18 protein-coding genes and 1 riboswitch are annotated in these 22,970 nt (G+C 69.8%); of the genes, 14 read left to right on the top strand and 4 right to left on the bottom strand.

Annotated features, from left to right (window positions below):
* The first annotated feature begins 166 nt into the window (after nucleotides 1–166).
* Nucleotides 167–976: a metal-dependent hydrolase gene (locus AB0M51_RS04970; RefSeq protein ID WP_363748500.1), complete on the top strand. Its 810-nt coding sequence runs from the start codon at nucleotides 167–169 to the stop codon at nucleotides 974–976.
* Here AB0M51_RS04970 and AB0M51_RS04975 read toward each other — a convergent pair.
* Nucleotides 967–1,473 (bottom strand): hypothetical protein, encoded by a 507-nt coding sequence (locus tag AB0M51_RS04975; RefSeq protein WP_344200815.1) that lies wholly within the window; start codon nucleotides 1,471–1,473, stop codon nucleotides 967–969. The genes AB0M51_RS04970 and AB0M51_RS04975 overlap by 10 nt on opposite strands.
* 229 nt (nucleotides 1,474–1,702) lie before the next feature.
* Here AB0M51_RS04975 and dapA point away from each other — a divergent pair, with 229 nt between their 5' ends.
* The 3 genes from dapA (at nucleotide 1,703) to AB0M51_RS04990 (ending at nucleotide 5,541) form a co-directional block, all read left to right on the top strand.
* Entirely contained in the window at nucleotides 1,703–2,617 is a 915-nt protein-coding gene (gene dapA, locus AB0M51_RS04980; RefSeq protein WP_344200813.1) for a 4-hydroxy-tetrahydrodipicolinate synthase, read from the top strand.
* A complete protein-coding gene (locus AB0M51_RS04985; protein ID WP_344200810.1) occupies nucleotides 2,614–4,308 on the top strand; it encodes a ribonuclease J in 1,695 nt (564 codons plus the stop codon). The genes dapA and AB0M51_RS04985 overlap by 4 nt, the downstream gene beginning before the upstream one ends.
* A 201-nt stretch (nucleotides 4,309–4,509) precedes the next feature.
* The gene (locus AB0M51_RS04990; RefSeq protein ID WP_344200808.1) at nucleotides 4,510–5,541 is read left to right on the top strand and encodes a LacI family DNA-binding transcriptional regulator; all 1,032 of its coding nucleotides are present in this window, start codon (nucleotides 4,510–4,512) and stop codon (nucleotides 5,539–5,541) included.
* Here AB0M51_RS04990 and AB0M51_RS04995 read toward each other — a convergent pair.
* Nucleotides 5,495–6,346: a hypothetical protein gene (locus tag AB0M51_RS04995; protein ID WP_344200805.1), complete on the bottom strand. Its 852-nt coding sequence runs from the start codon at nucleotides 6,344–6,346 to the stop codon at nucleotides 5,495–5,497. The genes AB0M51_RS04990 and AB0M51_RS04995 overlap by 47 nt on opposite strands.
* A gap of 25 nt (nucleotides 6,347–6,371) precedes the next feature.
* Nucleotides 6,372–7,436, bottom strand: coding sequence for an acyl-CoA desaturase (locus AB0M51_RS05000; RefSeq protein ID WP_344200802.1), 1,065 nt, complete (start codon nucleotides 7,434–7,436; stop codon nucleotides 6,372–6,374).
* Nucleotides 7,437–7,545: 109 nt separating this feature from the next.
* Here AB0M51_RS05000 and AB0M51_RS05005 point away from each other — a divergent pair, with 109 nt between their 5' ends.
* The gene (locus AB0M51_RS05005) at nucleotides 7,546–9,066 is read left to right on the top strand and encodes an alkaline phosphatase D family protein (protein ID WP_344200800.1); all 1,521 of its coding nucleotides are present in this window, start codon (nucleotides 7,546–7,548) and stop codon (nucleotides 9,064–9,066) included.
* A gap of 14 nt (nucleotides 9,067–9,080) precedes the next feature.
* On the top strand, nucleotides 9,081–11,129 hold the full coding sequence (locus AB0M51_RS05010) for a prolyl oligopeptidase family serine peptidase (RefSeq protein WP_344200797.1): 2,049 nt from the start codon (nucleotides 9,081–9,083) through the stop codon (nucleotides 11,127–11,129).
* Between the two features lie 10 nt (nucleotides 11,130–11,139).
* Here AB0M51_RS05010 and AB0M51_RS05015 read toward each other — a convergent pair whose 3' ends face one another.
* Nucleotides 11,140–12,507, bottom strand: coding sequence for an aminotransferase class V-fold PLP-dependent enzyme (locus tag AB0M51_RS05015; protein ID WP_344200794.1), 1,368 nt, complete (start codon nucleotides 12,505–12,507; stop codon nucleotides 11,140–11,142).
* Between the two features lie 16 nt (nucleotides 12,508–12,523).
* A riboswitch (SAM riboswitch) is annotated at nucleotides 12,524–12,637 on the bottom strand.
* Nucleotides 12,638–12,733: 96 nt separating this feature from the next.
* Between AB0M51_RS05015 and AB0M51_RS05020 the strand changes: the two genes are divergently transcribed.
* The 8 genes from AB0M51_RS05020 (at nucleotide 12,734) to pgsA (ending at nucleotide 22,758) form a co-directional block, all read left to right on the top strand.
* The gene (locus tag AB0M51_RS05020; RefSeq protein ID WP_344200792.1) at nucleotides 12,734–13,249 is read left to right on the top strand and encodes a DinB family protein; all 516 of its coding nucleotides are present in this window, start codon (nucleotides 12,734–12,736) and stop codon (nucleotides 13,247–13,249) included.
* Nucleotides 13,250–13,323: 74 nt separating this feature from the next.
* Nucleotides 13,324–15,417, top strand: coding sequence for a DUF6351 family protein (locus AB0M51_RS05025; RefSeq protein WP_344200789.1), 2,094 nt, complete (start codon nucleotides 13,324–13,326; stop codon nucleotides 15,415–15,417).
* An 18-nt stretch (nucleotides 15,418–15,435) separates the two neighbouring features.
* A complete protein-coding gene (locus AB0M51_RS05030; RefSeq protein WP_344200787.1) occupies nucleotides 15,436–16,224 on the top strand; it encodes a DUF4184 family protein in 789 nt (262 codons plus the stop codon).
* A gap of 51 nt (nucleotides 16,225–16,275) precedes the next feature.
* Nucleotides 16,276–18,891 (top strand): DNA translocase FtsK 4TM domain-containing protein, encoded by a 2,616-nt coding sequence (locus AB0M51_RS05035; RefSeq protein WP_344200784.1) that lies wholly within the window; start codon nucleotides 16,276–16,278, stop codon nucleotides 18,889–18,891.
* 4 nt (nucleotides 18,892–18,895) lie between these two features.
* Entirely contained in the window at nucleotides 18,896–19,462 is a 567-nt protein-coding gene (locus AB0M51_RS05040) for a hypothetical protein (RefSeq protein ID WP_344200781.1), read from the top strand.
* A gap of 110 nt (nucleotides 19,463–19,572) precedes the next feature.
* Nucleotides 19,573–20,328, top strand: a complete 756-nt coding sequence (locus tag AB0M51_RS05045) for a RodZ domain-containing protein (RefSeq protein WP_344200778.1) — start codon at nucleotides 19,573–19,575, stop codon at nucleotides 20,326–20,328.
* A gap of 64 nt (nucleotides 20,329–20,392) precedes the next feature.
* The gene (locus tag AB0M51_RS05050; protein ID WP_363748086.1) at nucleotides 20,393–22,138 is read left to right on the top strand and encodes a radical SAM protein; all 1,746 of its coding nucleotides are present in this window, start codon (nucleotides 20,393–20,395) and stop codon (nucleotides 22,136–22,138) included.
* Nucleotides 22,135–22,758, top strand: a complete 624-nt coding sequence (gene pgsA / locus AB0M51_RS05055) for a CDP-diacylglycerol--glycerol-3-phosphate 3-phosphatidyltransferase (protein ID WP_344200775.1) — start codon at nucleotides 22,135–22,137, stop codon at nucleotides 22,756–22,758. The genes AB0M51_RS05050 and pgsA overlap by 4 nt, the downstream gene beginning before the upstream one ends.
* Nucleotides 22,759–22,970 lie beyond the last annotated feature (212 nt).

Raw genomic sequence — 22,970 nt, forward strand, 5'->3', positions numbered from 1 at the left:
CGCAGGTGGGTTGGGGCGAGGGAGAGAGGGGGTTGGTCGGGTGGGGTGTGCTCTCCCTCACCCCCGCCGAGCGGAGCGAGGCGGGGTATGTCCGCGTGGCTGGTGGGGATGGTGGGGCTGGTGGGGGAGGATGGGTGGGACTGTGAGGGGAGTGAGGCGCGGGATGATGGGGCGGTCGCATGCCTTGTCGGGGTGGTGTGCCGGGTTGGCGGTAGCGCCACTGGTCGGGCTGACCTCGGTGGCGGAGGTCGTGCCGTTCGCGGCGGCCACGGCTGGCTATGCGTTGCTGCCCGACCTGGATCACCCGGGCGCGAGTGCGTCCCGGCTTCTGGGGCCTGTCACGCGGCTGGTGTCCGGCGCCGTACGAGCGTTCTCGGGCGTTCTGTACAACCTCACCAAGGGCCCGCGTGACGAGGAGAGCACCGGGAAGCACCGGCACGCCACGCACACGTTGGTCGCCGCCGTACTGCTCGGCTTCCTCGCCGCGAGCCTCGGCGACCGGGGCAAGTGGGCTGTACTGGCGGTGGCGGTCACCGGACTGGTGCTCGCGGCCGACGCGCTGGGCGACTGGATCGTCCTCGCTGTGCTGGGCGCCGCCGGCTGGTCGGTCGTCAGCACGACCGGTCCCGGCACGGCACTACCAGGCACCGCTGCAGCGGAGGCGCTCCAAGCGGGTCTGACCCAGATCGGCGGCTGGATCGGCGCCGCGGTGGCGATCGGCATGTTCGTGCACTGCCTCGGCGACAGCCTGACCCGCTCCGGCTGCCCGTGGCTGTGGCCGCTCCCGATCCGCGGCGAGACCTGGTACGAGATCCGCCTGCCGAAGCCGCTCCGCTTCAGTACCGGCCACTGGTTCGAGCATGCCGTGATCGTCCCGGCCCTCACCGTCGGCGGCGTACTGCTTCTCCCCGGCGGCATCCAGGTCGTGCAGCACCTCTTCGACGCGACGTCGGTCTGGATCGCCGGTCAGTCCTGAAGCCGGCTACCGACCAGGTACGACGGGATACCCCGCGACTCCAGCGCCGTCGCGAACCGGCGCTGGTTCCGCTCGCCGGGCCACGCCTCCAGGAAGAACAGTGGCAGCGCGACCACCGCGCCGATCAGCACCACCCAGAAGCTCTGGACGACGAACGCCAGCGCGACCGCCACCAGGAACGCCGCCTCGCACAGCGCGAACCGGGTGAACGTCGAGGCCGTGAAGCGCCCCCACGACTCGCGCGCGACGTCGGCCGCGGAGCGGTCGGAGTACTCCAGCGGCGGCGTCCGGAACCCCACGAGCTCGCAGAGCGCGTACGACGCGCCCGCGACGGCGAGTACGGCGATCGGCGCCCAGGTGGCGGGGAAGTCGCCGATCCCGTCCGTGGCGAGGACGAACCAGAGGACGATCGTGATCAGCGGGATGGCGGCGGCCATCGTGGCGCAGACCATCGTGAGGCTCTGCCGGGCGGCAGGAGCGGCAGCAGGTGTCGACACGCCGAAGAGCGTAGCGGTCCGGAATGCCACCAGAATATCGACGCAATGCGTTCGGTTGCTCACATAGAGTATTTGCAGAAGTTTTTCCGGACTTTTTCACCAGAAGCTGTAACGCCTACCGGGGTGGCCCCGATAGGACGAGTGAGCCTGGTGGCTGCCCGGACCCCCGAGCGGACAGCCACCAGGCCTACCCATTTCTTCAGGGGTCGGGAGCGGTAATCTGAGGCTCATGTCCTCGCCAGTAACCACGCCCTCGCAGGCGCTGCCGTTCGGCCGCCTGACGACCGCGATGATCACCCCGTTCCGGCCCGACGGCTCCCTCGACCTGGCCGCCGCCCAGAAGGTCGCGACGTACCTCGTCGACGGTGGCAACGACGCCCTGGTGCTGAATGGGACCACCGGCGAGGCGCCGACCACCTCGGACCAGGAGAAGGTCCAGATCATCCGCGCGGTCCGCGAGGCCGTGGGGGACCGGGCGAAGATCGTCGCAGGCGTCGGCACCAACGACACCGCCCACACCGTCGAGTGCGCCAAGCAGGCCGAAGCCGCGGGCGCCGACGGTCTGCTGGTGGTCACGCCGTACTACAACAAGCCTCCGCAGGCCGGGCTGCACGCGCACTTCACCGCGGTCGCCGACGCCACCGGCCTGCCGAACATGCTGTACGACATCCCGGCCCGCTCCGGGGTGGAGATCAAGACCGAGACGCTGATCGAGCTCGCCGCGCACCCGCGGATCGTCGCGGTGAAGGACGCCAAGGGCGACCTGGCCGGGACCACCAAGGTGCTGGCGAACACCGATCTGTTCTACTACTGCGGTGCCGACGAGCTGAATCTCGCCTCGCTGGCGATCGGCGCGGTCGGGATCGCGAGCGTGGTAGCCCATGTCGCGAGCCGGGAGTACCGGCAGTTGATCGACGCCGTGGTGGCCGGCGACCTCGCCACTGCACAACGGATCGACCGACGGCTGGTGCCCGCCGTCGAGGCGATCATGACCAGAACCCAGGGCGCCATCATGGTGAAGGCCGCGCTCCGGCTGGCCGGTGTCATCGAGCACGCGACGCTGCGCGCGCCGCTGGTCGAGGCGACGGCCGAGCAGACGGACGGGCTCACCACTGACCTCAAGACGGCAGGACTGATTGCATGAGCCATCCCCATCCAGATCTCGACGCGCCCGGACCTCTCGCTCCGGGCGCTTTGCGGGTCACCCCGCTCGGCGGCCTCGGCGAGGTCGGCCGGAATATGACCGTGTTCGAGTACGACGGCAAGCTCCTGATCGTGGACTGCGGCGTACTGTTCCCGGACGAGAACCAGCCCGGCGTGGACCTGATCCTGCCGGACTTCGAGCCGATCCGGGACCGGCTCGACGACGTGGTCGCGGTGATCCTCACCCACGGCCACGAGGACCACATCGGCGGGTTGCCCTACCTGCTGCGTGAGCGGGGCGACATCCCGGTCGTCGGGTCGCAGCTCACGCTCGCGCTGCTCGAGGGCAAGCTGAAGGAGCACCGGCACCGCAACGTGCCGCAGCAGACCGTGGTCGAGGGCGAGAAGCTCCAGATCGGGCCGTTCGTCTGCGAGTTCGTCGCGGTGAACCACTCGATCCCGGACGCGCTCGCGGTCGCGATCAAGACCCCGGCCGGCGTCGTGCTGCACACCGGCGACTTCAAGATGGACCAGTTGCCGCTGGACAACCGGATCACCGACCTGCGCGCGTTCGCGCGGCTCGGCGAGGAGGGCGTCGACCTGTTCATGGTCGACTCCACGAACTCCGAGGTGCCCGGCTTCACCACCCACGAGCGCGACATCGCGCCGGTGCTGGACCGGGTCTTCACCAAGGCGAAGAACCAGCGCATCATCGTCGCCTGCTTCGCCTCGCATGTGCACCGCGTGCAGCAGGTGATGGACGCCGCGGTGAAGCACAAGCGCAAGGTCGCGTACGTCGGCCGCTCGATGGTCCGGAACATGGGCGTCGCCCGCGACCTCGGCTTCCTGAACGTGCCCGGCGACACACTGATCGACATGCGCGAGCTGGACGACTACCCGCCGGAGCAGGTGGTGCTGGTCTCGACCGGTTCGCAGGGCGAGCCGATGTCGGCGCTGTCCCGGATCGCCGCGAACGACCACAACGTCGTCCACCTGCAGCCGGGCGACACCGTCGTACTGGCGTCCTCGCTGATCCCCGGCAACGAGAACTCGGTGTACCGGGTGATCAACGGGCTGATCCGGCACGGAGCGAACGTGATCCACAAGGGCAACGCGCTGGTGCACGTGTCCGGGCACGCGAGCGCGGGCGAGTTGCTGTACTGCTACAACATCGTCAAGCCGCGCAACGTGATGCCGGTGCACGGCGAGGTCCGGCACCTGCACGCGAACGCGGACCTCGCGATCCAGACCGGCGTACCGCGGGAGAACGTGGTCGTGGTCGAGGACGGCGTGGTGGTGGACCTGGTCGACAAGAAGGCCGTGGTGGCCGGCAAGGTCGAGTGCGGGTACGTGTTCGTGGACGGCTCGACCGTCGGCGACATCACCGAGACCTCGCTGAAGGACCGCCGGATCCTCGGTGACGAGGGCTTCATCTCGGTGATCGCGGTGATGGACTCGGTGACCGGCAAGCTGACCGCCGGGCCGGAGATCCAGGCCCGCGGGTTCGCCGAGGACGACACCGTGTTCGACGACCTGAAGCCGCGGATCGAGGCCGAGATCGAGAAGGCCATCGGCAGCGGCCTCGACGACATGTACCAGCTGCAGCAGGTGATCCGCCGGGTGGTCGGCAAGTGGGTCAGCGACACCCACCGCCGCCGCCCGATGATCATTCCGGTCGTGGTCGAAAGCTAGAGCATGTCTCCCGATCCCACGCCTACTGCGCGGCACTCGGCGGGCACCTCGCCGAGCGGGAGCGAAGGGAACGATGAAACCACATCGACCCCTCCGCTCCCGCTCGGCGAGGCACTCCGCCGAGCACCTGCTCGCGACGGCGTGGCATCGGGCGACACGCTCTAGTACCCTCGGCGCGACGAGACGAAGGGTGGGCCGGCGATGAGTGGCAACGGGGTGAACGGGACGGGCCAGCGCCGGCCCACGATGAAGGAGGTCGCCGCCCGGGCCGGGGTCGCGTTGAAGACCGTGTCCCGGGTGGTGAACGAGGAGCCCAACGTCAGCCCGGAGCTGACCGCCAAGGTCCAGGCCGCGATCAAGGAGCTCAACTACACCCCGAACGAGTCGGCCCGGATGCTGCGCCGCGGCAAGACCGGCACGATCGCGGTGGTGATCCGGGACATCGGCGACCCGTTCTTCGCCTCGCTCGGCCGCGCGGTCGAGCTGTGGGCGCGCACGTCCGGCTCGGTGGTGATGATCGGGCTGACCGACGAGGACCCGGAGCGCGAGCGGGACGTCTGCCTGGAGTTCGTTGCCCGCCGCCCCGACGCGCTGATCATGGCGCCGATCGGCGAGACCCAGGAGTACCTGGCCCCGCACGTGGACGCCGGGATGGCGGTCGTCACGATCGACCGTCCCGCGCACGGGATCGAGGCGGACGCCGTACTCGCCGACAACGCGGGCGGGATCGATCAGGCGATCGACCACCTGGTCCGCCAGGGGCACCGGCGGATCGCGTACCTCGGCGACGACGAGCGGATCTTCACCGCCCGCGAGCGGGTGGTCGCGTACCGGGCGGCGATGGCCCGGCACCGGATCGACGTCGACGAGGACCTGGTGCACCTGTCCGAGCCGACCACCGAGGGTATCGGCATCACGCTGTCCGCGGTCCTGGACCGGGCCGACCCCGCGACGGCGTTGCTGTCGGCGAACAACATGACGACCACCGAGGTACTGCGGAGTCTCGCGGGCCGGCGGGACCGGGTCGCGCTGGTGTCGTTCGACGACCTGCAGCTCGGCGACCTGCTCAGCCCCGGGCTGACCGCGGTCGCGCAGTCGGCTGATGTGATGGCCCGGACCGCGATCCAGCTGATGACCGAGCGGCTGCCCGAGCCGCACCGCCCCGGGCGGACGGTCCGGGTGCCGGTCAAGCTGACGATTCGCGGCTCCGGGGAGATCCCGCCGGCGCGCTGACCGCGTGTCCGGGCTCACCGAACCGGGCCAGCATCAGCGCCGCGGCGACGGCGAGAACGAACCCGCAAGCGGCCACGACGGCGTAACCGTGGCGGGCGCGATCGCCCAGCAGCAGGAGCCCGACGAGGGCAGGAAAGACGGTCTCGCCGACGACCAGCATCGCGGTCGCCGTCGTGACGCCGCCGCGCTGCAACGCCGACGCGTAGCAGAGCATCGCGAGTGCACCGCCTGCGACCGCCGTGTAAGCGGCAGGCTCGGTGATCAGGTGTGCCGGCGCCAGGCTGGGGATGATCCGGGCCGAGATTGCGACGACGCCGAAGCCAAGACCGGCGACCAGACCGAGAGCGGGACCGTGCAGCCGGCGGGGCGCCAACCGGATCAGCACCCAGGCCAGCGCGAGCACTACGACGGCGATGCCCAGGGCGATCCGGAAGCCGGGCCCGACGTCCGGCGTACCCTCGCTGCCGGCCGACACACCCAGCAGCGCGAGTCCGGCGCAGACGCCGCCGACCGCGAGCCACTCACGCCGGCCGAGCCGTACGCCGAGGACTCGTGCCGCCACGGCGGTGACCGCCAGGCTGGCGGCCAGCGCCGACTGAACGACGAACAGCGGCAGCACCTGCAGCGCCGCGACCTGTACGCCGAAGCCGACGGCGTCGAGGCTCATCCCGAGGACGAACCGCGGCTTGGCGACCACGTTGGCCGCGCTGGCGTCTCGCGAACTGCCGGCGGCCGAGGCCTGCAGGATCGACGCCAGACCGTACGCAACCGCCGCCGCCAACGCACCCGCCAGACCCCACCACATGACGGTTAGCGTAGATCAGCGCGGTTCAGGCGAGATTCGGCCCACGGGCCGATCGCAGCTCGGCCGCCAGCGGGCAGTCGAACGGGTCGCGGGCGTGCAGGCCGACGTCGTTCAGGTAGCTGACGACGATCCCGTACGACGTGAACAGGCCGACCTCGGTGTACGCGATGCCGTGCAGCTCGCAGTACTCCCGGACGATCGGCTGGACGTGCCGCAGCGACGGCCGCGGCATGCTCGGGAACAGGTGGTGCTCGATCTGGTAGTTGAGGCCGCCCATCGCGAGGTCGGTGAAGATGCCGCCGCGGATGTTGCGTGACATCAGCACCTGGCGGCGGAGGAAGTCCAGCTTGGTTCCGGCCGGGACGATCGGCATGCCTTTGTGGTTCGGGGCGAACGCGGCCCCGAGGCACACGCCGAAGACCGCCAGTTGCAGGCCGAGGAACGCGCTCGCCTTCCCGATCGGGAGCAGCAGGTAGAGCGCGACGACGTACGTCGTGATCCTGGCCAGGACGATCGCGGCGTCGACGCGGTCGGTGCGGGACGCGTCCCGGCGGAGCAGATGCCGCAGGCTGGACGCGTGCAGGCCGACGCCCTCGAGCGTGAGGAGCGGGAAGAACAGCCAGCCCTGCCGGGCGGCGAACCAGCGGCCGATCGGGCCGCGGTCGACCACGGCCTGCGGCGTGAACGCGACCGCCTTGAGCTGGACGTCGGGATCGCGGTCGGCCTGGTTGGGTGCGGCGTGATGCTTGTTGTGCTTGGTGCGCCACCAGCTGACGCTCATGCCGAGGACACCGCCGGCCAGGATCCGCGCCGCCCAGTCGTTCCAGGCGTTGGAGTGGAAGATCTGCCGGTGGGCGCTGTCGTGGCTGAGGAACGCGACCTGCACCAGCACGAGTGCGAGCGCGCCGGCGAGCCAGAGCTGATGCCAGGAGTTCCCGAGCAGCACCATGCCCGCGACGATGACGAGCAACGTGCCGAGCACAATGCTCAGCTTGGTGACGTAGTAGCCCTGCCGCCGCCGCAGCAGACCGAGGTCGCGAACGGTCTGGAGGAGGTCGGTGTAGAGGCTGACGTACTGCTGAGCAGGCACGCGCTCATCATGGCATCGTGCTCCAAGCGGGACCGTCCTCCTGGGCGATTTGCCGTCGAGTTAGCCAGGCTGTCACCTGGCGGTCACTCCTGAAGCGCACCTTCGGGTCATGAAACTGAGCCGCCGCCAACTCCTCGCCGCCACCACCGCCGCCGGTGCGTCCCTCGCCGTCCCGGGGGTGGCGTCTGCCGCCCCCAATGTTGTCCGCCGTGACCGCGCTGCGCTGCCCTCCGGGATCGCGAGCGCCGACGTCACGCCGAACTCGGCGGTCGTCTGGTCGCGGACCGACCGTCCCGGCCGGCTCGTCGTCCAGCTGACCAGCCACGGCCGCTTCGACCGGGCGATCAGCCTGCGCGGGCCGAAGACCGACGCCAACGACGACTTCACGGCACGGCTGCCGTTGCGCGGCCTGCGGCCGGGGCAGCGTTACGACTACCGGATCGGGTTCGAGGACGCGTACGGCCGGATCGGCGAGACGCTCGACGGCTCGTTCCACACTCCGGGCCGCAACCGTGAGGTGTCGTTCGTGTTCACCGGCGACACCGCGGGTCAGGGCTACGGCATCAACCCCGAGCTCGGCGGGATGGCGGCGTACAAGGCGATGCACGACACCCGGCCGGACTTCTTCCTGCATTCCGGCGACAACATCTACGCGGACGGCCCGATCCAGGCCGAGCTGAAGGTTGCCGACGGCACCGTGTGGAAGAACGTGGTGACCGAGGAGGTCTCGAAGGTCGCCGAGACGCTGGCCGAATACCGCGGCCGGTACAAGTACAACCTGCTCGACGGCAACGTGCGCGACTTGTACGCCGACGTACCGCTGGTCGCGCAGTGGGACGACCACGAGACGCTGAACAACTGGTACCCCGATGAGATCCTCGACGACGCGCGGTACGTCGAACGGCGCGTCGACGTCCTGGCGGCGCGCGCGAAGAAGGCGTTCCTGGAATACCTGCCGATGGAACACGTCGCGGGCCGGGACCGGATCTACCGGAAGGTGAGCTACGGCCCGCTGCTCGACGTGTTCTGCCTGGACATGCGCACCTACCGGGGCGCGAACCCGGTGCCGTCGACGGCCGGGCCGGTGGCGATGCTCGGCGCCGAGCAGGCTGCCTGGCTGGTCCGCGAGGTGGCGGCGTCGCGGGCGACCTGGAAGGTGATCGCCAGCGACATGCCGCTCGGACTGCTGGTGCCGGACGGCGACCTGATCGAGGCGGTCGCGAACGGTCTGCCGGGTGCGCCGGGCGGCCGCGAGCACGAGATCGCGTGGGTGCTCAGCCAGTTCAAGAAGCGCAAGGTGCGGAACGCGATCTGGCTGACCGTGGACGTGCACTACGCGGCCGCGCACCACTACGACCCGGCGCGGGCGGCGTTCACCGACTTCGACCCGTTCTGGGAGATCGTGGCCGGTCCGATCAACGCGGGCGCGTTCGGTCCCAACCAGCTGGACCCGACGTTCGGCCCGGAGGCGGTCTTCGTCAAGGCGGCCGACTTCCCGGGCCAGTCGCCGGCCAGCGGGAACCAGTTCTTCGGACACACCCGGATCGACCCGCGCACCGGCGTCTTCTCGGTGTCGCTGCGGAACCTGTTCGGCAAGGTGCTCTGGAGCAAGGACATCACTCCGGCCTGACGTAGGTTGTGAGGATGAGCTACCCGGAGAGCCGCCGCGACGACGTGGTCGAAGCGTTGCACGGGCACGAGATCGCCGACCCTTACCGTTGGCTGGAAGACCCCGACGCACCTGAGACCCAGGACTGGGTCACCCGGCAGAACGAGTACACGCAGGCCGAGCTGTCGAGCTATCCCGAGCGGGCGTGGTTCCAACGCACGATGGCCGCGATCCTCGCCCGCCCGCGGGCCGGCGTACCGGCGAAGAAGTCCGGCTGGTACTTCGTGGGCCGCAACGACGGCACGCAGGCCCAAGACGTGATCTACGTGGCCGAGTCGCTCGACGAGCTGCTGTCCGGCGGACGCGTGCTCATCGACCCGAACACGTTGTCCGCGGACGGCACAGACTCGCTCGGGACGTTCACCGTCAGCCCTGACGGCAAGTACTTCGCCTACGGCATCAACGAGAGCGGCAGCGACTGGACGACGTTCCGGCTGCTCGACATCGCCACCGGCGCGCAGGTGGACGACCTGGTCTCGGAGGCCAAGTTCAGCGAGGCCACCTGGCTCCCGGACAGTTCGGCGTACCTGTACCTGCACTACCCGACCAGTGGGCGGAGCGAGGGTACGGAGACCACCTCGTTGTCCGGTGGGCGGCTGATGCTGCACCGTGTCGGTACGGCGCAGTCGGACGACGAGCTGGTGCTGAGCTTCCCGGGCAACGACCGGTACTTCCTGATGCCCGAGGTGTCCGACGACGACCGGTACCTCGTCGTCCACATCACCGAGGGTACGGACCCCAGCACGCGGCTGTGGGTGTACCCGATCACCGGCGACGGGCTGGGCGAGCCGGTGAAGGTCGTGGACGAGTTCGCCGACGAGATCGCCTTCGTGCGGATGTCGGGCGACCAGCTGGTGCTGCGGACCGACCGTGACGCGCCCCGCGGTCGCGTGGTGCTGTCCGACCTGGCCGGCACGTTCACCGACCTCATCCCGGAGAGCGACTCCACGCTGCAGGCAGTGCGCGCCACCGCGGACGGCCTCGCCACGTTGACGCTGGTCGACGCCCAGTCGGTGCTGACGCTCTACGCGGTGGACGGCTCCGGCGCGCGCGTCGTCGACGTACCTGGTGGGGGAGTGGTCGGCTTCAACGCCGGACCGAAGTACGACGAGCTCTTCATCGGCCTGTCCACGACGACCGACCCGACGTTGTCGTACGTCGTGTCCACCGGTTCAGGCGACGTACGCGCGCTGCCTGAGCTGGTGCGTGGGACTGACGGCTTCACGCCTCCTCAGGTCACCGTGACCCGTCGCAACGGGCCCGTGCCGTACTTCTTGATCACCCGCTCCGACCTGGGGTTCGAGAAGCCGCGCCCGACCCTCATGTGGGGGTACGGCGGGTTCCGCATCCCGATCCAGGCCGACTACCGCCCGGGCTGGCCGGCGTGGCTGGCTGCCGGCGGAGTGCTGGTCATCGCGAACCTGCGCGGTGGCGGCGAGTACGGGAGCGAGTGGCACGACGCCGGACGGCTCAAGAACAAGCAGAACGTCTTCGACGACTTCATCGCGGTCGCAGAGGACCTGCGGGACACCGGTGTGACCACACCAGCGCAGTTGGCGATACACGGTCGCAGCAACGGCGGTCTGCTGGTCGGAGCGGTCATGACCCAGCGGCCGGACCTGTTCGCGGTCGCACTGCCCGGTGTGGGCGTGCTGGACATGCTGCGGTTCCACCTGTTCACCGTGGGAGCCGCGTGGGCTTCCGACTACGGTCTGCCGAGTGACCCGGAGCAGTTCGAGGACCTGCTGGCCTACTCGCCGTTGCATCGAGTCAGCGACGGAACGGCGTACCCGGCGACCCTTGTGGTGACGGGCGATCACGACGACCGTGTGGTGCCGCTGCACAGTCACAAGTTCATCGCTGCGCTGCAGCATGCCCAGTCCGGTCCGCAGCCGGTCTTGACCCGGGTGGAGGTCAACACCGGCCATGGCTTCGGTAAACCTGCCGCGATGGTCGCGTCGGAGTGGGCGGACCTACTGGCGTTCGCTGCTCACCATGTAGGTCTCGTACCTCCTGAGCAGTAGGAGGAATGCCTCACCAGATCCGCGGTGCGTGGAGGTCGCGGGGATCGTCGGCCGGCTGACAGCCGTGCGCGCTCTCCGTGTACTCCGTGCGTGGACCGGTGGTGGCCAGCGTGCGTACGGCGTCGACGAGCCGGTCCACGTGCTCGCGGGTGGTCCCGAGGCCGAGGCTGGCGCGGACCGCCGTACCGTGCTCGGGGGAGTTCGCGAGCAGGTGACCGACCAGCGGGTGGGCGCAGAACTTCCCGTCCCGGACGCCGATGCCGTACTCCGCACTCAACGCCGCGGACACCAGCGTCGAGGTCAGGCTGTCGATCGTGAAGCACACGGTGCCGACCCGGTCCGCGTCCTCGCCGAAGATCGAGTATGTCGTGACGCCCTCGAGCTGGGCGAGCCCGGTGCGCAGCCGGGCCAGCAGGCTGCGTTCGTGCTGCTCGATCGCGTCGCGGTGCTTGGTGATCGCGGCGCAGGCGCTGGCCAGCGCGATGGCGCCGATGACGTTCGGGGAGCCGCCCTCGTGCCGCGCGGGGCCGGTCGACCAGACGACGGTGTCGCCGGTGACGGCGTGGGTCGCGCCGCCGCCGTACAGGTACGGGTCCGCGGCGTCGAGCCAGTCGGAGCGGCCGATCAGTGCGCCGGCGCCGTACGGGGCGTAGAGCTTGTGGCCGGACACAGCGACCCAGTCGACGTCCAGGGTGGCGATGTCGACCGGACGGTGCGGGGCGAGCTGCGCGGCGTCCAGGCAGACCCGGGCGCCGTGGGCCTTCGCCACCTTCGCGATCTCGGCGATCGGGAAGATCTCACCGGTCACGTTGGAGGCGCCGGTGATCACGACCAGCCGCGGGCCCTCGGGGGCCTCACGGAGCGCGTCGGCGACGTTCGTCACGGCCTCGGTCCGGCTGGCGGGCGCCTTGAGCCGGACGGTCCGCTCGGCCGGCCAGGGCAGCAGCGCGGCGTGGTGCTCGGACTCGAACACGATCACGGTCGCGTCCTGCGGTACGGCGTTCGCGAGCAGATTGAGCGCGTCCGTGGTCTGCCGGGTGAAGATCACCTGGTCCGTGGGGCGTGCGCCGACGAAGGCGTGCACCTCCGCGCGGGCCCGCTCGTACCACTGCGTCGTGATCCGGGAGGCGTACCCGTTGCCGCGATGCACCGACGCGTACGACGGCAGCGCCGCCTCGACGCTGGCCCGTACCGACTCCAGGCACGGTGCGCTCGCGCCGTGGTCGAAGTTCGCGTAGTCGGTGACCCGGCCGTCGGCCAGTGGGACCAGCAGGTCCGAGCCGACGGTCGCGGGGATGTTGCCGGCGGCGAGCTGGCGCCGGCCGGCCGGCCGCGGGGCGGTGCTGCTGGCCGGCTCGAGAATGGACAGGATCGACATGGATCTGCTCCCAGGAAGTCCGCGCTTGCCGAACGGGGTATCCGCACGGCCTGGTCTTCACCCGGGGCACCCCACCGCGGAGGAGGGTTGCCGGCCAGCGAGCCGGGGCTTGTCGCTGGCACTCATGACCTGCCGAGAACGGTAACGAACGGGATACGGGCACCGCCAGTGCGTATCTCATGTGATGAGATGGCCGAACGCATCGTGGGACGACGTGAGGATGACGATGACCTGGACTGCCCCTGCGGTCGAGCGGCCGGACGGCTCGCTGACGGCACCGGAACGCGAACTGCTGCGAGGCTATCTGGATTTCTACCGCAGCACGCTGCTGCTCAAGTGCGCCGGGCTGACCGCGGAGCAGCTGGCCGAGCGGCCGTCGCCGCCGTCGAACCTCTCGCTGCTCGGCCTGATCCGGCACCTGACCAAGGTCGAGCGGATCTGGTTCCGGATCCACTTCGCCGACGAGCCGGCCGAGCCGCTGTTCGCGCCCGAGCTCGGCAAGGACGCGGACTTCGAGCGGATCGACCCGGCCGAGGCGCAGGCGGCGTACGACGGGCTGATCGCGGAGTGGAAGCTGTCCGACGAGGCCGCTGCCGGGCGTTCGCTCGACGACCGGTTCACCTTCGGTGGGACCGAGTCGACGCTGCGGATGATCTACATCCACCTGATCGGCGAGTATGCGCGGCACTGCGGGCACGCCGACCTCGTGCGGGAGCAACTGGACGGCACGACCGGCGCCTGAAGTGGTCCACTCCGGCTGGAAACCGATTACCACGAACTCTTCCGACCTCGGACCTGCTGTGATCGACTCATCACATGAAGCGACCAGCCGCCCTCGTTGCACTTCTGACCGCGATGTTCGCCGCCGTCCTGGTGACACCTGCCGGCGCGGCTTCCGACGTACGGATCGAGGTCTTGTCCACGCCGCGCGCCGACATGGTGAGCGACGGCAACGTGCTGCTCGGGATCACCGGGCAGCACCTGGACGACCTGAAGATCCGGCTGAACGGGCAGGACGTCAGTAGCGCGTTCACCCGTCAGCAGGACCGCCTGATCGGCGTCGTCCAAGGCCTCACCGACGGATCCAACACGGTCACCGCCGCCTCGTCGCGGCTCGTGATCACCAACCATCCGCGCAGCGGACCGCTGCTGGCCGGCCCCCACGAGACGCCGTACGTCTGCGGTACGGCGGACTTCGTCACGCTCGCCAAGGTCAAGCTCGGCCCGCCCTCCGACGCGAACTGCACGGTGCCGACCCGCGTCGACTACCTGTACCGCTCCACGGTCGACCGCTCGCTCAAGGTACTGCCGGCTTCCACTCCGGCCGACCTGGCGACCACCACCACGTCTGACGGTCGCACGGTGCCGTACATCGTCCGGGTCGAGACCGGCGTCATCAACCGGTCGATCTACGAGTACGCCGTACTCAACGATCCCGCCGGCGGTGAGCCGAGCGTCGTGAAGCCGCCGAGCGGGTGGAACGGCCGGCTGGTCTACACGTTCGGCGGCGGCTGCCCCGGCGGGTGGTACCAGCAAGGGAGCGGGACCGGCGGTGTCAACGACGACGTACTGCTCGGGCAGGGGTACGCCGTGGCGTCGTCGAGCCTGAACGTCTTCGGTATCAACTGCAACGGCGTGCTCGCCGCCGAGACCATGTCGATGACGCGGGAACACATCCTGGAGACCATCGGCGTTCCGCGTCAGACCATCGGCTGGGGCTGCTCCGGCGGTTCGTACCAGGTCTTCCAGATCGCCGACGACTACCCGGGGCTGCTGGACGGGATCGTCGCGTCCTGCGTGTTCCCGGAGGTCGGGTTCGCGACGTTGCACACGATCACCGACGCCTTGCTGCTCGACCACTACTTCAAGTCCGCGACCGGCTGGACCGACGAGCAGAAACGGGCTGCCGCGGGCTTCGGCAAGGTCGGCACGATCGCCAACCTCGCCGGTGCCGGCCGCCGGATCGACCCGCGGGTCTATTGCCCCGCGCAACTACCTGTCGAGGACCGCTACGACCCGGTGACGAATCCGGACGGCGCGCGCTGTGACGTCTACGACCACCAGGTCAACATCTGGGGCAAGGACCCGCGCACCGGCGCTGCCCGGCGGCCGCTGGACAACGTCGGGATCCAGTACGGCCTGGACGCCCTGAACGCGGGCAAGATCTCGGTCGCGCAGTTCCTCGACCTGAACAAGACGGTCGGCGGCTTCGACACCGACGCCAACTTCGTCCCGGCCCGGACCGTCGCGGACCCGCAGGCGATCAGTACGGCGTACCGGACCGGGCAGCTGATCAACGGCGGCGGGGGACTGGCCGGTACGCCGATCATCGACTACCGGCAGTACTGGGACGAGCAGCCGAACGGCGACATCCACCTGATCTTCCACTCGTTCTCGCTCCGCGAACGGTTGCGCAAGGCGAACGGTGACGCCGGCAACCAGATCATGCTGGTCCAGGCGGGCGACGCGCCGGGCGGCTTCAGCACGAAGAACCCGGTGCTGACCGACGCGCTCGCCTCCCTCGACCGGTGGATGGATGCGGTGGACGCGGACCACGGCCCGGGTTCCCCGCACGCAAAACTGATGCGCAACAAGCCCGGCGCGCTGACCGACGCGTGCTGGAGTCCGACGAACGAGAAGATCGTCGAGACGCAGGTCGACGGCATCGGCACGACACGGTGCAACACCTTCTATCCGGTATGGCCGGCGCCGCGACAGGTGGCCGGTGCGTCCGTTGCCAACGACATCATCAAGTGCCGTCTGCAACCGCTGAACAAGGCCGACTACAAGGTCAAGCTGACGTCCGTGCAGTGGAAGGCGTTGCGGCAGACGTTCCCGAACGGTGTCTGCGACTGGTCGGCACCTGGGGTCGGGCAGCAGCCTCTGGCGGGCAGTTGGCCGACGTTCTGACCCAATAGGCTGCGGGGTGTGCCCTTCACCCTGGCCCACCCCGCAGCTGTCCTCCCGCTGGTCCGGCGGCCGTTCGTGGCGTCGGCGCTGGTGGCCGGTGCGGTGGCACCCGACCTGCTGTACGTCGGCGCGGTCTACCGGATCGCCACGCAGTACATCAACGGGAACTTCACGCTGACGCTCACGCACAAGTTCACCTCGGCGTTCTGGCTGGACCCGCTGCTGGCGTTGCTGCTGCTTCTGGTGTTCAACCTGGTCGTGAAGCGCCCGCTGATCGCTCTGGCGCCACCTGCCTTGGCTGCACGGCTGCCTGCTGGTCGACTCCATGTCCCCGGCGTCAAGGTCCTGCTGTGGACCGTGGTGTCTGCTGTCGTCGGCGCGTTGACCCACGTCGTGTGGGACTCGTTCACGCACGGCGACGGGTACTTCGTCCGCCGGTTCCCGGACTCCGTCGGTGACGTCAACCGGATCCTCCAGTACGTCAGCACAGTCGGCGGCTGCCTGATCCTGGCGATCTGGCTGTACCGGTGGTACCGGCGTACACCTGCAACGGTCACCGTGGGTGACAAGCTGCCCGCGTGGATCCGGTACGGCGTACTGGGCGCTCTCCTGGTGTTCGCAGCAGTCGGTGCGATCGTCGAGCTCAACCGGGTGGAGGGCGACCTGGCGGGGGAGACCGCCGTACGGGTGATCCTCTCCGGCCCGGTGTCCGGCGGGCTGGCCGCGCTCGGGTGGTACCTGATTGTGTGGCACCTGGCGCGACTACGCCGTGTAGTGCGCCGTGATGCTACGGATGGGACCGTGTGATCGGCGTGTGACACGTGGGACTCGTGGGGTGGTCGGGGTAGCCTGATCAGTATGGCGACCCGCACGTCTTCCCCGGCGCGGGCGCAGAAGTCAGCAGCCAAGCGGCCGAGTACGGCCCGTTCGGCGGCTGGTGGACGCCCCCGTCCGTCAGGCGCCCAGAAGCGTGGGCAGAGCTCGAAACGTGGTGGATCATCCGCCGCGCGGACCAGCACGCCCAAGAACAGCGGACCGGGGCCCTTCGCGGCCGCCATGCTCGCTCTCGGTCGTGGAGTGATCAAGGTCTGGATCGGCATCGCGCACCTGCTCGGCAGCATGGTGAGGGGGATCGGTCACAGCGCCCGCGACCTCGAGCCGGAGCACCGCCGTGACGGTGCCGGCCTGTTCCTGATCGGCCTCGCGATGGTCGTCGCCGCGGCGATCTGGTGGGACCTGCCCGGATCCGTCGGCAACGCCGTCCGGACGGTCGTCGGCGGCAGCATCGGCATGCTCGGCTGGGCCCTGCCGCTGATGCTGGTGGTGATCGCGGTCCGCACCCTGCGGCACCCGGACCGCAACGGCCCGGCCGGCCGCCAGGTGATCGGCTGGACGGCGATCTGCCTCGGCGTCCTCGGCCTGGTCCACATCGCCAACGGCCTGCCCCGGCCGAACAACCCGGCCGACGGCCCGCTGCGCGACGCCGGCGGCGCGATCGGCTACTTCATCTCGTCGTTCCTGTCCGACCTGCTCACGCAGTACGTCGCCGCGCCGCTGCTGGTGCTGCTGTCGATCTTCGGCGCGCTGGTCGTCACCGGTACGCCGGTGTACGCGATCCCGCTGCGGTTCCGCGCGGCGTTCGACGTACTGATGGGCCGGACCGAGCTGCCCGCGGACGCGCCGTCCGTGCAGGGCGCGCCGACCGACGACACCGTCCGGCTGACCCGCAAGCAGCGCCGCGCGAAGGCCGAACTCGAGGACGACAGCGACCCGACGGTCAAGCCGTACGACTCGCCGGTGCTGAAGGACGAGCCGAAGCGCGGCCGCAAGACGAAGGCCAAGGCGCCGGAGGACGAGGAAGAGGCGTACGACGTCGACGAGGCGGCCTCCGGTGCCGTTGAGCCCGCGTTCGAGCCGGCCGCGGTGAGCAAGCAGCCCGCGCCGCCGCCCGAGCCGCCGCCGCACACCCCGCTGCCGCAGCGCGTCGAGCAGCTCAGCCTGTCCGGCGACATCACGTACACGCTTCCGGACGGGCAGATGCTCAAGCCCGGCTCGGTGCACAAGGCCCGCACCAAGGCGTCCGACCAGGTCGTCGACCGGCTCACCGAGGTGTTCGAGCAGTTCGGCATCGACGCCCAGGTCACCGGCTACACCCGCGGCCCGACGGTGACCCGGTACGAGGTCGAGCTCGGCTCCGCGGTCAAGGTCGAGAAGGTCACCGCGCTGTCGAAGAACATCGCCTACGCGGTGGCCTCGGCCGACGTCCGGATCCTGTCCCCGATCCCGGGCAAGTCCGCGATCGGCATCGAGATCCCGAACACCGACAAGGAGACCGTCAGCCTCGGCGACGTGATCCGCTCGGCGACCGCCCGCAACGACCACCACCCGATGGTGGCCGGCCTGGGCAAGGACGTCGAGGGCGGCTTCGTGGTCGCGAACATGGCGAAGATGCCGCACCTGCTGGTGGCCGGCGCGACCGGCTCGGGTAAGTCGTCGTTCGTCAACTCGCTGATCACCTCGGTCCTGATGCGCGCCACGCCCGACGAGGTGCGGATGATCCTGGTCGATCCGAAGCGGGTCGAGCTGAACAACTACGAGGGCATCCCGCACCTGATCACGCCGATCATCACCAACGCCAAGAAGGCCGCCGAGGCGCTGCAGTGGGTCGTCCGCGAGATGGACATGCGGTACGACGACCTCGCCGCGTTCGGGTTCCGGCACGTCGACGACTTCAACAAGGCGGTCCGCGGCGGCAAGGTGAAGCCCCCGCCCGGATCCGAGCGCGTCCTCACGCCGTACCCGTACCTGCTGGTGATCGTCGACGAGCTGGCCGACCTGATGATGGTGGCGCCGCGCGACGTCGAGGACTCGATCGTCCGGATCACCCAGCTGGCCCGGGCCGCCGGCATCCACCTGGTGCTCGCCACCCAGCGGCCGTCGGTGGACGTCGTCACCGGTCTGATCAAGGCGAACGTGCCGTCCCGGCTGGCGTTCGCGACCTCGTCGCTGGCCGACAGCCGGGTCATCCTGGACCAGCCCGGCGCCGAGAAGCTGGTCGGTCAGGGTGACGGGCTGTTCCTGCCGATGGGCGCGAGCAAGCCGATGCGTATCCAGGGCGCCTGGGTCACCGAGAGCGAGATCCACGGCGTCGTCGAGCACTGCAAGGAACAGCTGCAGCCGACGTACCGCGAGGACGTCACCGCGGCACCGGGCCCGAGCAAGGACCTGGACGACGAGATCGGCGACGACCTCGACCTGGTCGTGCAGGCGGCGGAGCTGATCGTTTCCACCCAGTTCGGCTCCACGTCGATGCTGCAGCGTAAGCTCCGCGTCGGTTTCGCCAAGGCCGGCCGGCTGATGGACATCCTGGAGAGCCGCGGCGTCGTCGGTCCCAGCGAAGGTTCGAAGGCCAGGGACGTCCTGGTCAAACCCGACGATCTAGAGGACTTCATCAGCACCCTCCGAGGAGAGTGAGACCGTGACCGCCGCGAGCGCACTGCCCAGGCAGCAACGATTCGACGGGGAACCCGGACCGACGCCGTTCACCGTGCGCGCCTCCCAGAAGGTGCACGGCGGTCTCGCCGTCGGCGCCGCACTGGTGGCGCTGGGCTTCGCGGCGTCCGGTTCGACCAGCCCGACCGGCATCCTGCGCTGGATCGTGGCGGCCGCGTTCGCCGTCCTCGCCGTGGTCTGCGCCCGGGCGCTCACGGTCGGGGACATGCTGGTCGCCGACCACGTCGGCATCCGGCTGCGCATCGGGAGCGAGTGGGTGGGTACCCGGTGGGAGGACATCGAAGAGGTGACGGTGCTGCAGCGCCGGCATCCGCTCGATGACGGGCGGATCGCCGTCCATCTGCAGGATCCCGGGCCGATCCTCGGTGCACTGCCGAGTTCGACCCGCAAGACAACCGATGCGAACCGCCGGCTGACCGGGTCGTCACTCGCGATACCGTTCGGGTTGACGGCTCGTCCGTCGAACGGGGAAGTGGTGCAGGCGCTGCACATGCTGGCCGATGCCAGGTGTCCGGTGAGGGAACAACTCTGACTCGTCCGTGACCCCGTCGTACCAAGGCCGTTGACATGTTGTTCACAGGGGTGCCGGCGGTCCGTTTGCCGATGACCTGAAGCGCGGACGAAGGAGAGGACGGTGGGGACGTGAGCATCGGCAGCGAGCTCACGGCGGCCCGCGAACGGGCCGACATGACGATCGAGCAGCTGAGCGCCGCGACCCGGATCAGAACCGGGTTGCTGATCGCCATGGAGGCCGACGACTTCTCCCGGTGCGGCGGGAACTTCTACGCCCGCGGGCACATCCGGGCGATCGCCCGCGTGGTGAAGGCCGACCCTGCTCCGCTGCTCGCCACCTTCGACGCCGAACACGCGGCGGAGGACGAGAAGTCGCGCCGCGAGGAGCGGGCCGTGGTGAAGAGCCCGACGCTGCGCCCCGCGCGACCGCGCTGGGCCCTCGTGGTCGGCGCGATCCTGGTGATCCTGATGGGCTGGGGGATGGTGCGGCTGTTCACGCTGCCCAGCGACATCGAGGCGAACGCCTCCAAGACCGCGACCACCTCCGCGACCGTCACCACGCCGACCCCGAAGCCGACCCCCCAGCCGACCGTCCGGCCGACGAAGAAGCCGCACACCCCGAAACCGCCCGTACTGAAGACCGAGCTGACCATGACGGCGAAGGGCGACGGCACCTACCTGACGGTCCGCGACCGGACCGATCGCAAGATCTTCCAGGGCAAACTCAGCCCCGGCATCGCCCAGTCCGTCACCAGCGCCGGCGACATCCGCGTCCAGGTCGGCAACCCGAACAACCTGATCGTCGTACTCAACGGCAAACGCGTCCCGACCAAGCTCACCAAGTTCACCGCCCACCCCAACGGCACCCTCACCAAAACCAGCTGACCCACGGGGGCGAGGTAGCTGCCGGGTTAGGTGCGGACGGACACGGCGCGTCATACTCGTGGGGATGACTACGCCACCCACCACCGTCGCCCTGGTCACGCTGGGCTGTGCCCGCAACGATGTCGACTCCGAGGAACTGGCCGGCCGGCTCGAAGCCGGCGGTTTCCGCCTCGTCGACGACGCCGCCGAGGCGGACACGGTGGTGGTGAACACCTGCGGCTTCGTCGAGGCCGCGAAGAAGGACTCCGTCGACACGCTGCTGGCCGCCGCCGACTACAAGGAGTCCGGCCGCACCCAGGCAGTGGTCGCGGTCGGTTGCCTCGCCGAGCGGTACGGCGAACAACTCGCCGAAGCCCTCCCCGAAACCGACGCGGTCCTCAGCTTCGACGACTACACGGACATCTCGGCCCGGCTCCGCTCCATCCTCGCCGGCACCAAACACCAGGCCCACGTCCCCCACGACCGCCGCAAACTCCTCCCCCTGGCCCCCGCCGACCGCCACTCCGCCCCCACCATCTCCCTCCCCGGCCACGGCGACCCAACGACCGCCCCCACCGGCTCTGCGACCGGCTCCGCGACCGGCTCCGCCGCCGCGAACGCCGCCGGTCCTACCGCCGGCGCCGGCATCACGGGTTCGCCCGGTACCGCCGGGCTGGGGGACCACATCCCCGACGCTCTCCGCCCCGCCGGCTCGCCCGCGCCTTCCGAGCTCAAGGGACGCTTCGTCACCGGTGCCCCCGAAGACCTGAAGATCGACGCCCCCGACCTCGCCACCGCGCCCGCCAGCGGTCCGCGCGTCATGCGCCGCCGTCTCGACGGCGGACCGATGGCGCCGCTGAAGCTCGCCTCCGGCTGCGACCGCCGCTGCGCGTTCTGCGCCATCCCGATGTTCCGCGGCGCCTTCATGTCCCGCCGCCCCGCCGAAGTACTGCGCGAAGCCGAGTGGCTGGCCGACAACGGCGTCCGCGAACTCTTCCTCGTCTCCGAGAACTCGACCTCCTACGGCAAGGACCTCGGCGACCTCCGCCTCCTCGAAACCCTGGTCGCCGAGATCGCGAACGTCCCCGGCATCACCCGCGTCCGCGTCTCGTATCTCCAGCCCGCCGAGATGCGCCCCACCCTGATCAGCGCGATGACCGCCACCCCCGGCGTCGTCCCGTACTTCGACCTGTCGTTCCAGCACGCCTCCGGCCCGCTCCTGCGCCGGATGCGCCGCTTCGGCGACTCCGAGCGCTTCCTCGAGCTGATCGCCCAGGTCCGCGCCGCCGCCCCGACCGCCGGTATCCGCAGCAACGTCATCGTCGGCTTCCCCGGCGAGACCGAGGAAGACGTGGACATCCTCTGCGACTTCCTCTCCCGCGCCGGCCTGGACGCGATCGGCGTCTTCGGGTACTCCGACGAGGACGGCACCGAGGCCGAGACGTACGACGGCAAACTCGACGAGGACACCATCGCCGCCCGCCTGGACCGCGTCACCCGCCTCGCCGAAGACCTCACCTCGGCCCGCGCCGAATCCCGCATCGGCGAACTCCTCGAAGTAATCGTCGAATCCCTCGACCCCACACCCCCCACCGCCGAAACCTCAGCGGAACCCCTCCCGCCAGCCCCGGCGACCGCCGAGGGGCGGGCCGCGCATCAGGGACCTGAGGTGGACGGGGTGACCACGGTGACGGGCCTCCCGGAGGGGATTCGGGTGGGAGATCTGGTGTCCGCGAAGGTGGTAGCGAGCGACGGCGTCGACCTGATCGCCGAGTTCGCGGCACTCGTGAGCACCCCAGACGCCCGCCCGGCAGTTAACCTGACCGCGTGACCAACCCGCCACCGAACTCGGCGCCGCGCGCAGCCGGCGGACCACTCCACGCGCCCAGCGCCTGGAACCTGCCGAACGCGCTGACCGTTCTGCGGCTGGTCCTGGTACCGCTCTTCGTCTGGCTCCTGCTCCGCGACGGCGGCCACGCGACCGGCGACCGGCTGCTCGCCACGGCGGCGTTCGTGGTCGCGATCGTCACCGACCGCTTCGACGGTGACATCGCCCGCCGCTGGAACCTGGTCACGAACTTCGGCAAGATCGCCGATCCGATCGCCGACAAGGCCCTCACCGGCGCAGCCTTCCTCGGCCTCTCGTACCTGGGCGAACTCCCGTGGTGGGTGACCATCCTGGTCATGGTCCGCGAATGGGGCGTCACCGCGCTCCGCTTCTGGGTCATCCGGCACGGCGTCATGCCGGCCAGCCGCGGCGGCAAGCTCAAAACCGTCCTCCAGGCGATCGCCCTCGGCCTCTACCTCCTCCCATGGCAACACCTCGCGATCCTCCACTGGCCGGCCGTCGCCATCATGGCCGCCGCCGTCCTGGTCACAGTCGCCACCGGCATCGACTACCTCTCCCGAGCCCTCCACCTCCGCGCCGCAGCCAAACGCCCCCTCCCATAACCCACCCACCCCAGGGCCCAGGAGGTCCAGCGGTCAGCGGAGACCCATCAGCGAGGCACCAGACAGCAGCGAGCCGCACGAGTCCAGCGGGTCCCAGTCAGCAGGGCACTAGGTAGTGGCGGGTCGTGCGGGTCCAGCGGGGCCCGATCAGCGGGGGACTAGATAGCGCCGAGCCATGCGAGTCCGGCGGGTCCCAGCCAGCAGGGCACTGG

This window comes from Kribbella sp. NPDC051137 (assembly GCF_040682535.1).
Taxonomy (GTDB): Bacteria; Actinomycetota; Actinomycetes; order Propionibacteriales; family Kribbellaceae; genus Kribbella; species Kribbella karoonensis.

Coding starts and splice junctions, on each gene's coding strand:
- AB0M51_RS04990 (WP_344200808.1), top strand. CDS start 4,510: ATGAGTGGCAACGGGGTGAACGGGACGGGCCAGCGCCGGCCCACGATG.
- AB0M51_RS05035 (WP_344200784.1), top strand. CDS start 16,276: ATGGCGACCCGCACGTCTTCCCCGGCGCGGGCGCAGAAGTCAGCAGCC.
- dapA (WP_344200813.1), top strand. CDS start 1,703: ATGTCCTCGCCAGTAACCACGCCCTCGCAGGCGCTGCCGTTCGGCCGC.
- AB0M51_RS04970 (WP_363748500.1), top strand. CDS start 167: ATGGGGCGGTCGCATGCCTTGTCGGGGTGGTGTGCCGGGTTGGCGGTA.
- AB0M51_RS04985 (WP_344200810.1), top strand. CDS start 2,614: ATGAGCCATCCCCATCCAGATCTCGACGCGCCCGGACCTCTCGCTCCG.
- AB0M51_RS05025 (WP_344200789.1), top strand. CDS start 13,324: ATGAAGCGACCAGCCGCCCTCGTTGCACTTCTGACCGCGATGTTCGCC.
- AB0M51_RS05050 (WP_363748086.1), top strand. CDS start 20,393: ATGACTACGCCACCCACCACCGTCGCCCTGGTCACGCTGGGCTGTGCC.
- AB0M51_RS04995 (WP_344200805.1), bottom strand. CDS start 6,346: ATGTGGTGGGGTCTGGCGGGTGCGTTGGCGGCGGCGGTTGCGTACGGT.
- AB0M51_RS05020 (WP_344200792.1), top strand. CDS start 12,734: ATGACCTGGACTGCCCCTGCGGTCGAGCGGCCGGACGGCTCGCTGACG.
- AB0M51_RS05010 (WP_344200797.1), top strand. CDS start 9,081: ATGAGCTACCCGGAGAGCCGCCGCGACGACGTGGTCGAAGCGTTGCAC.
- AB0M51_RS05005 (WP_344200800.1), top strand. CDS start 7,546: ATGAAACTGAGCCGCCGCCAACTCCTCGCCGCCACCACCGCCGCCGGT.
- AB0M51_RS05015 (WP_344200794.1), bottom strand. CDS start 12,507: ATGTCGATCCTGTCCATTCTCGAGCCGGCCAGCAGCACCGCCCCGCGG.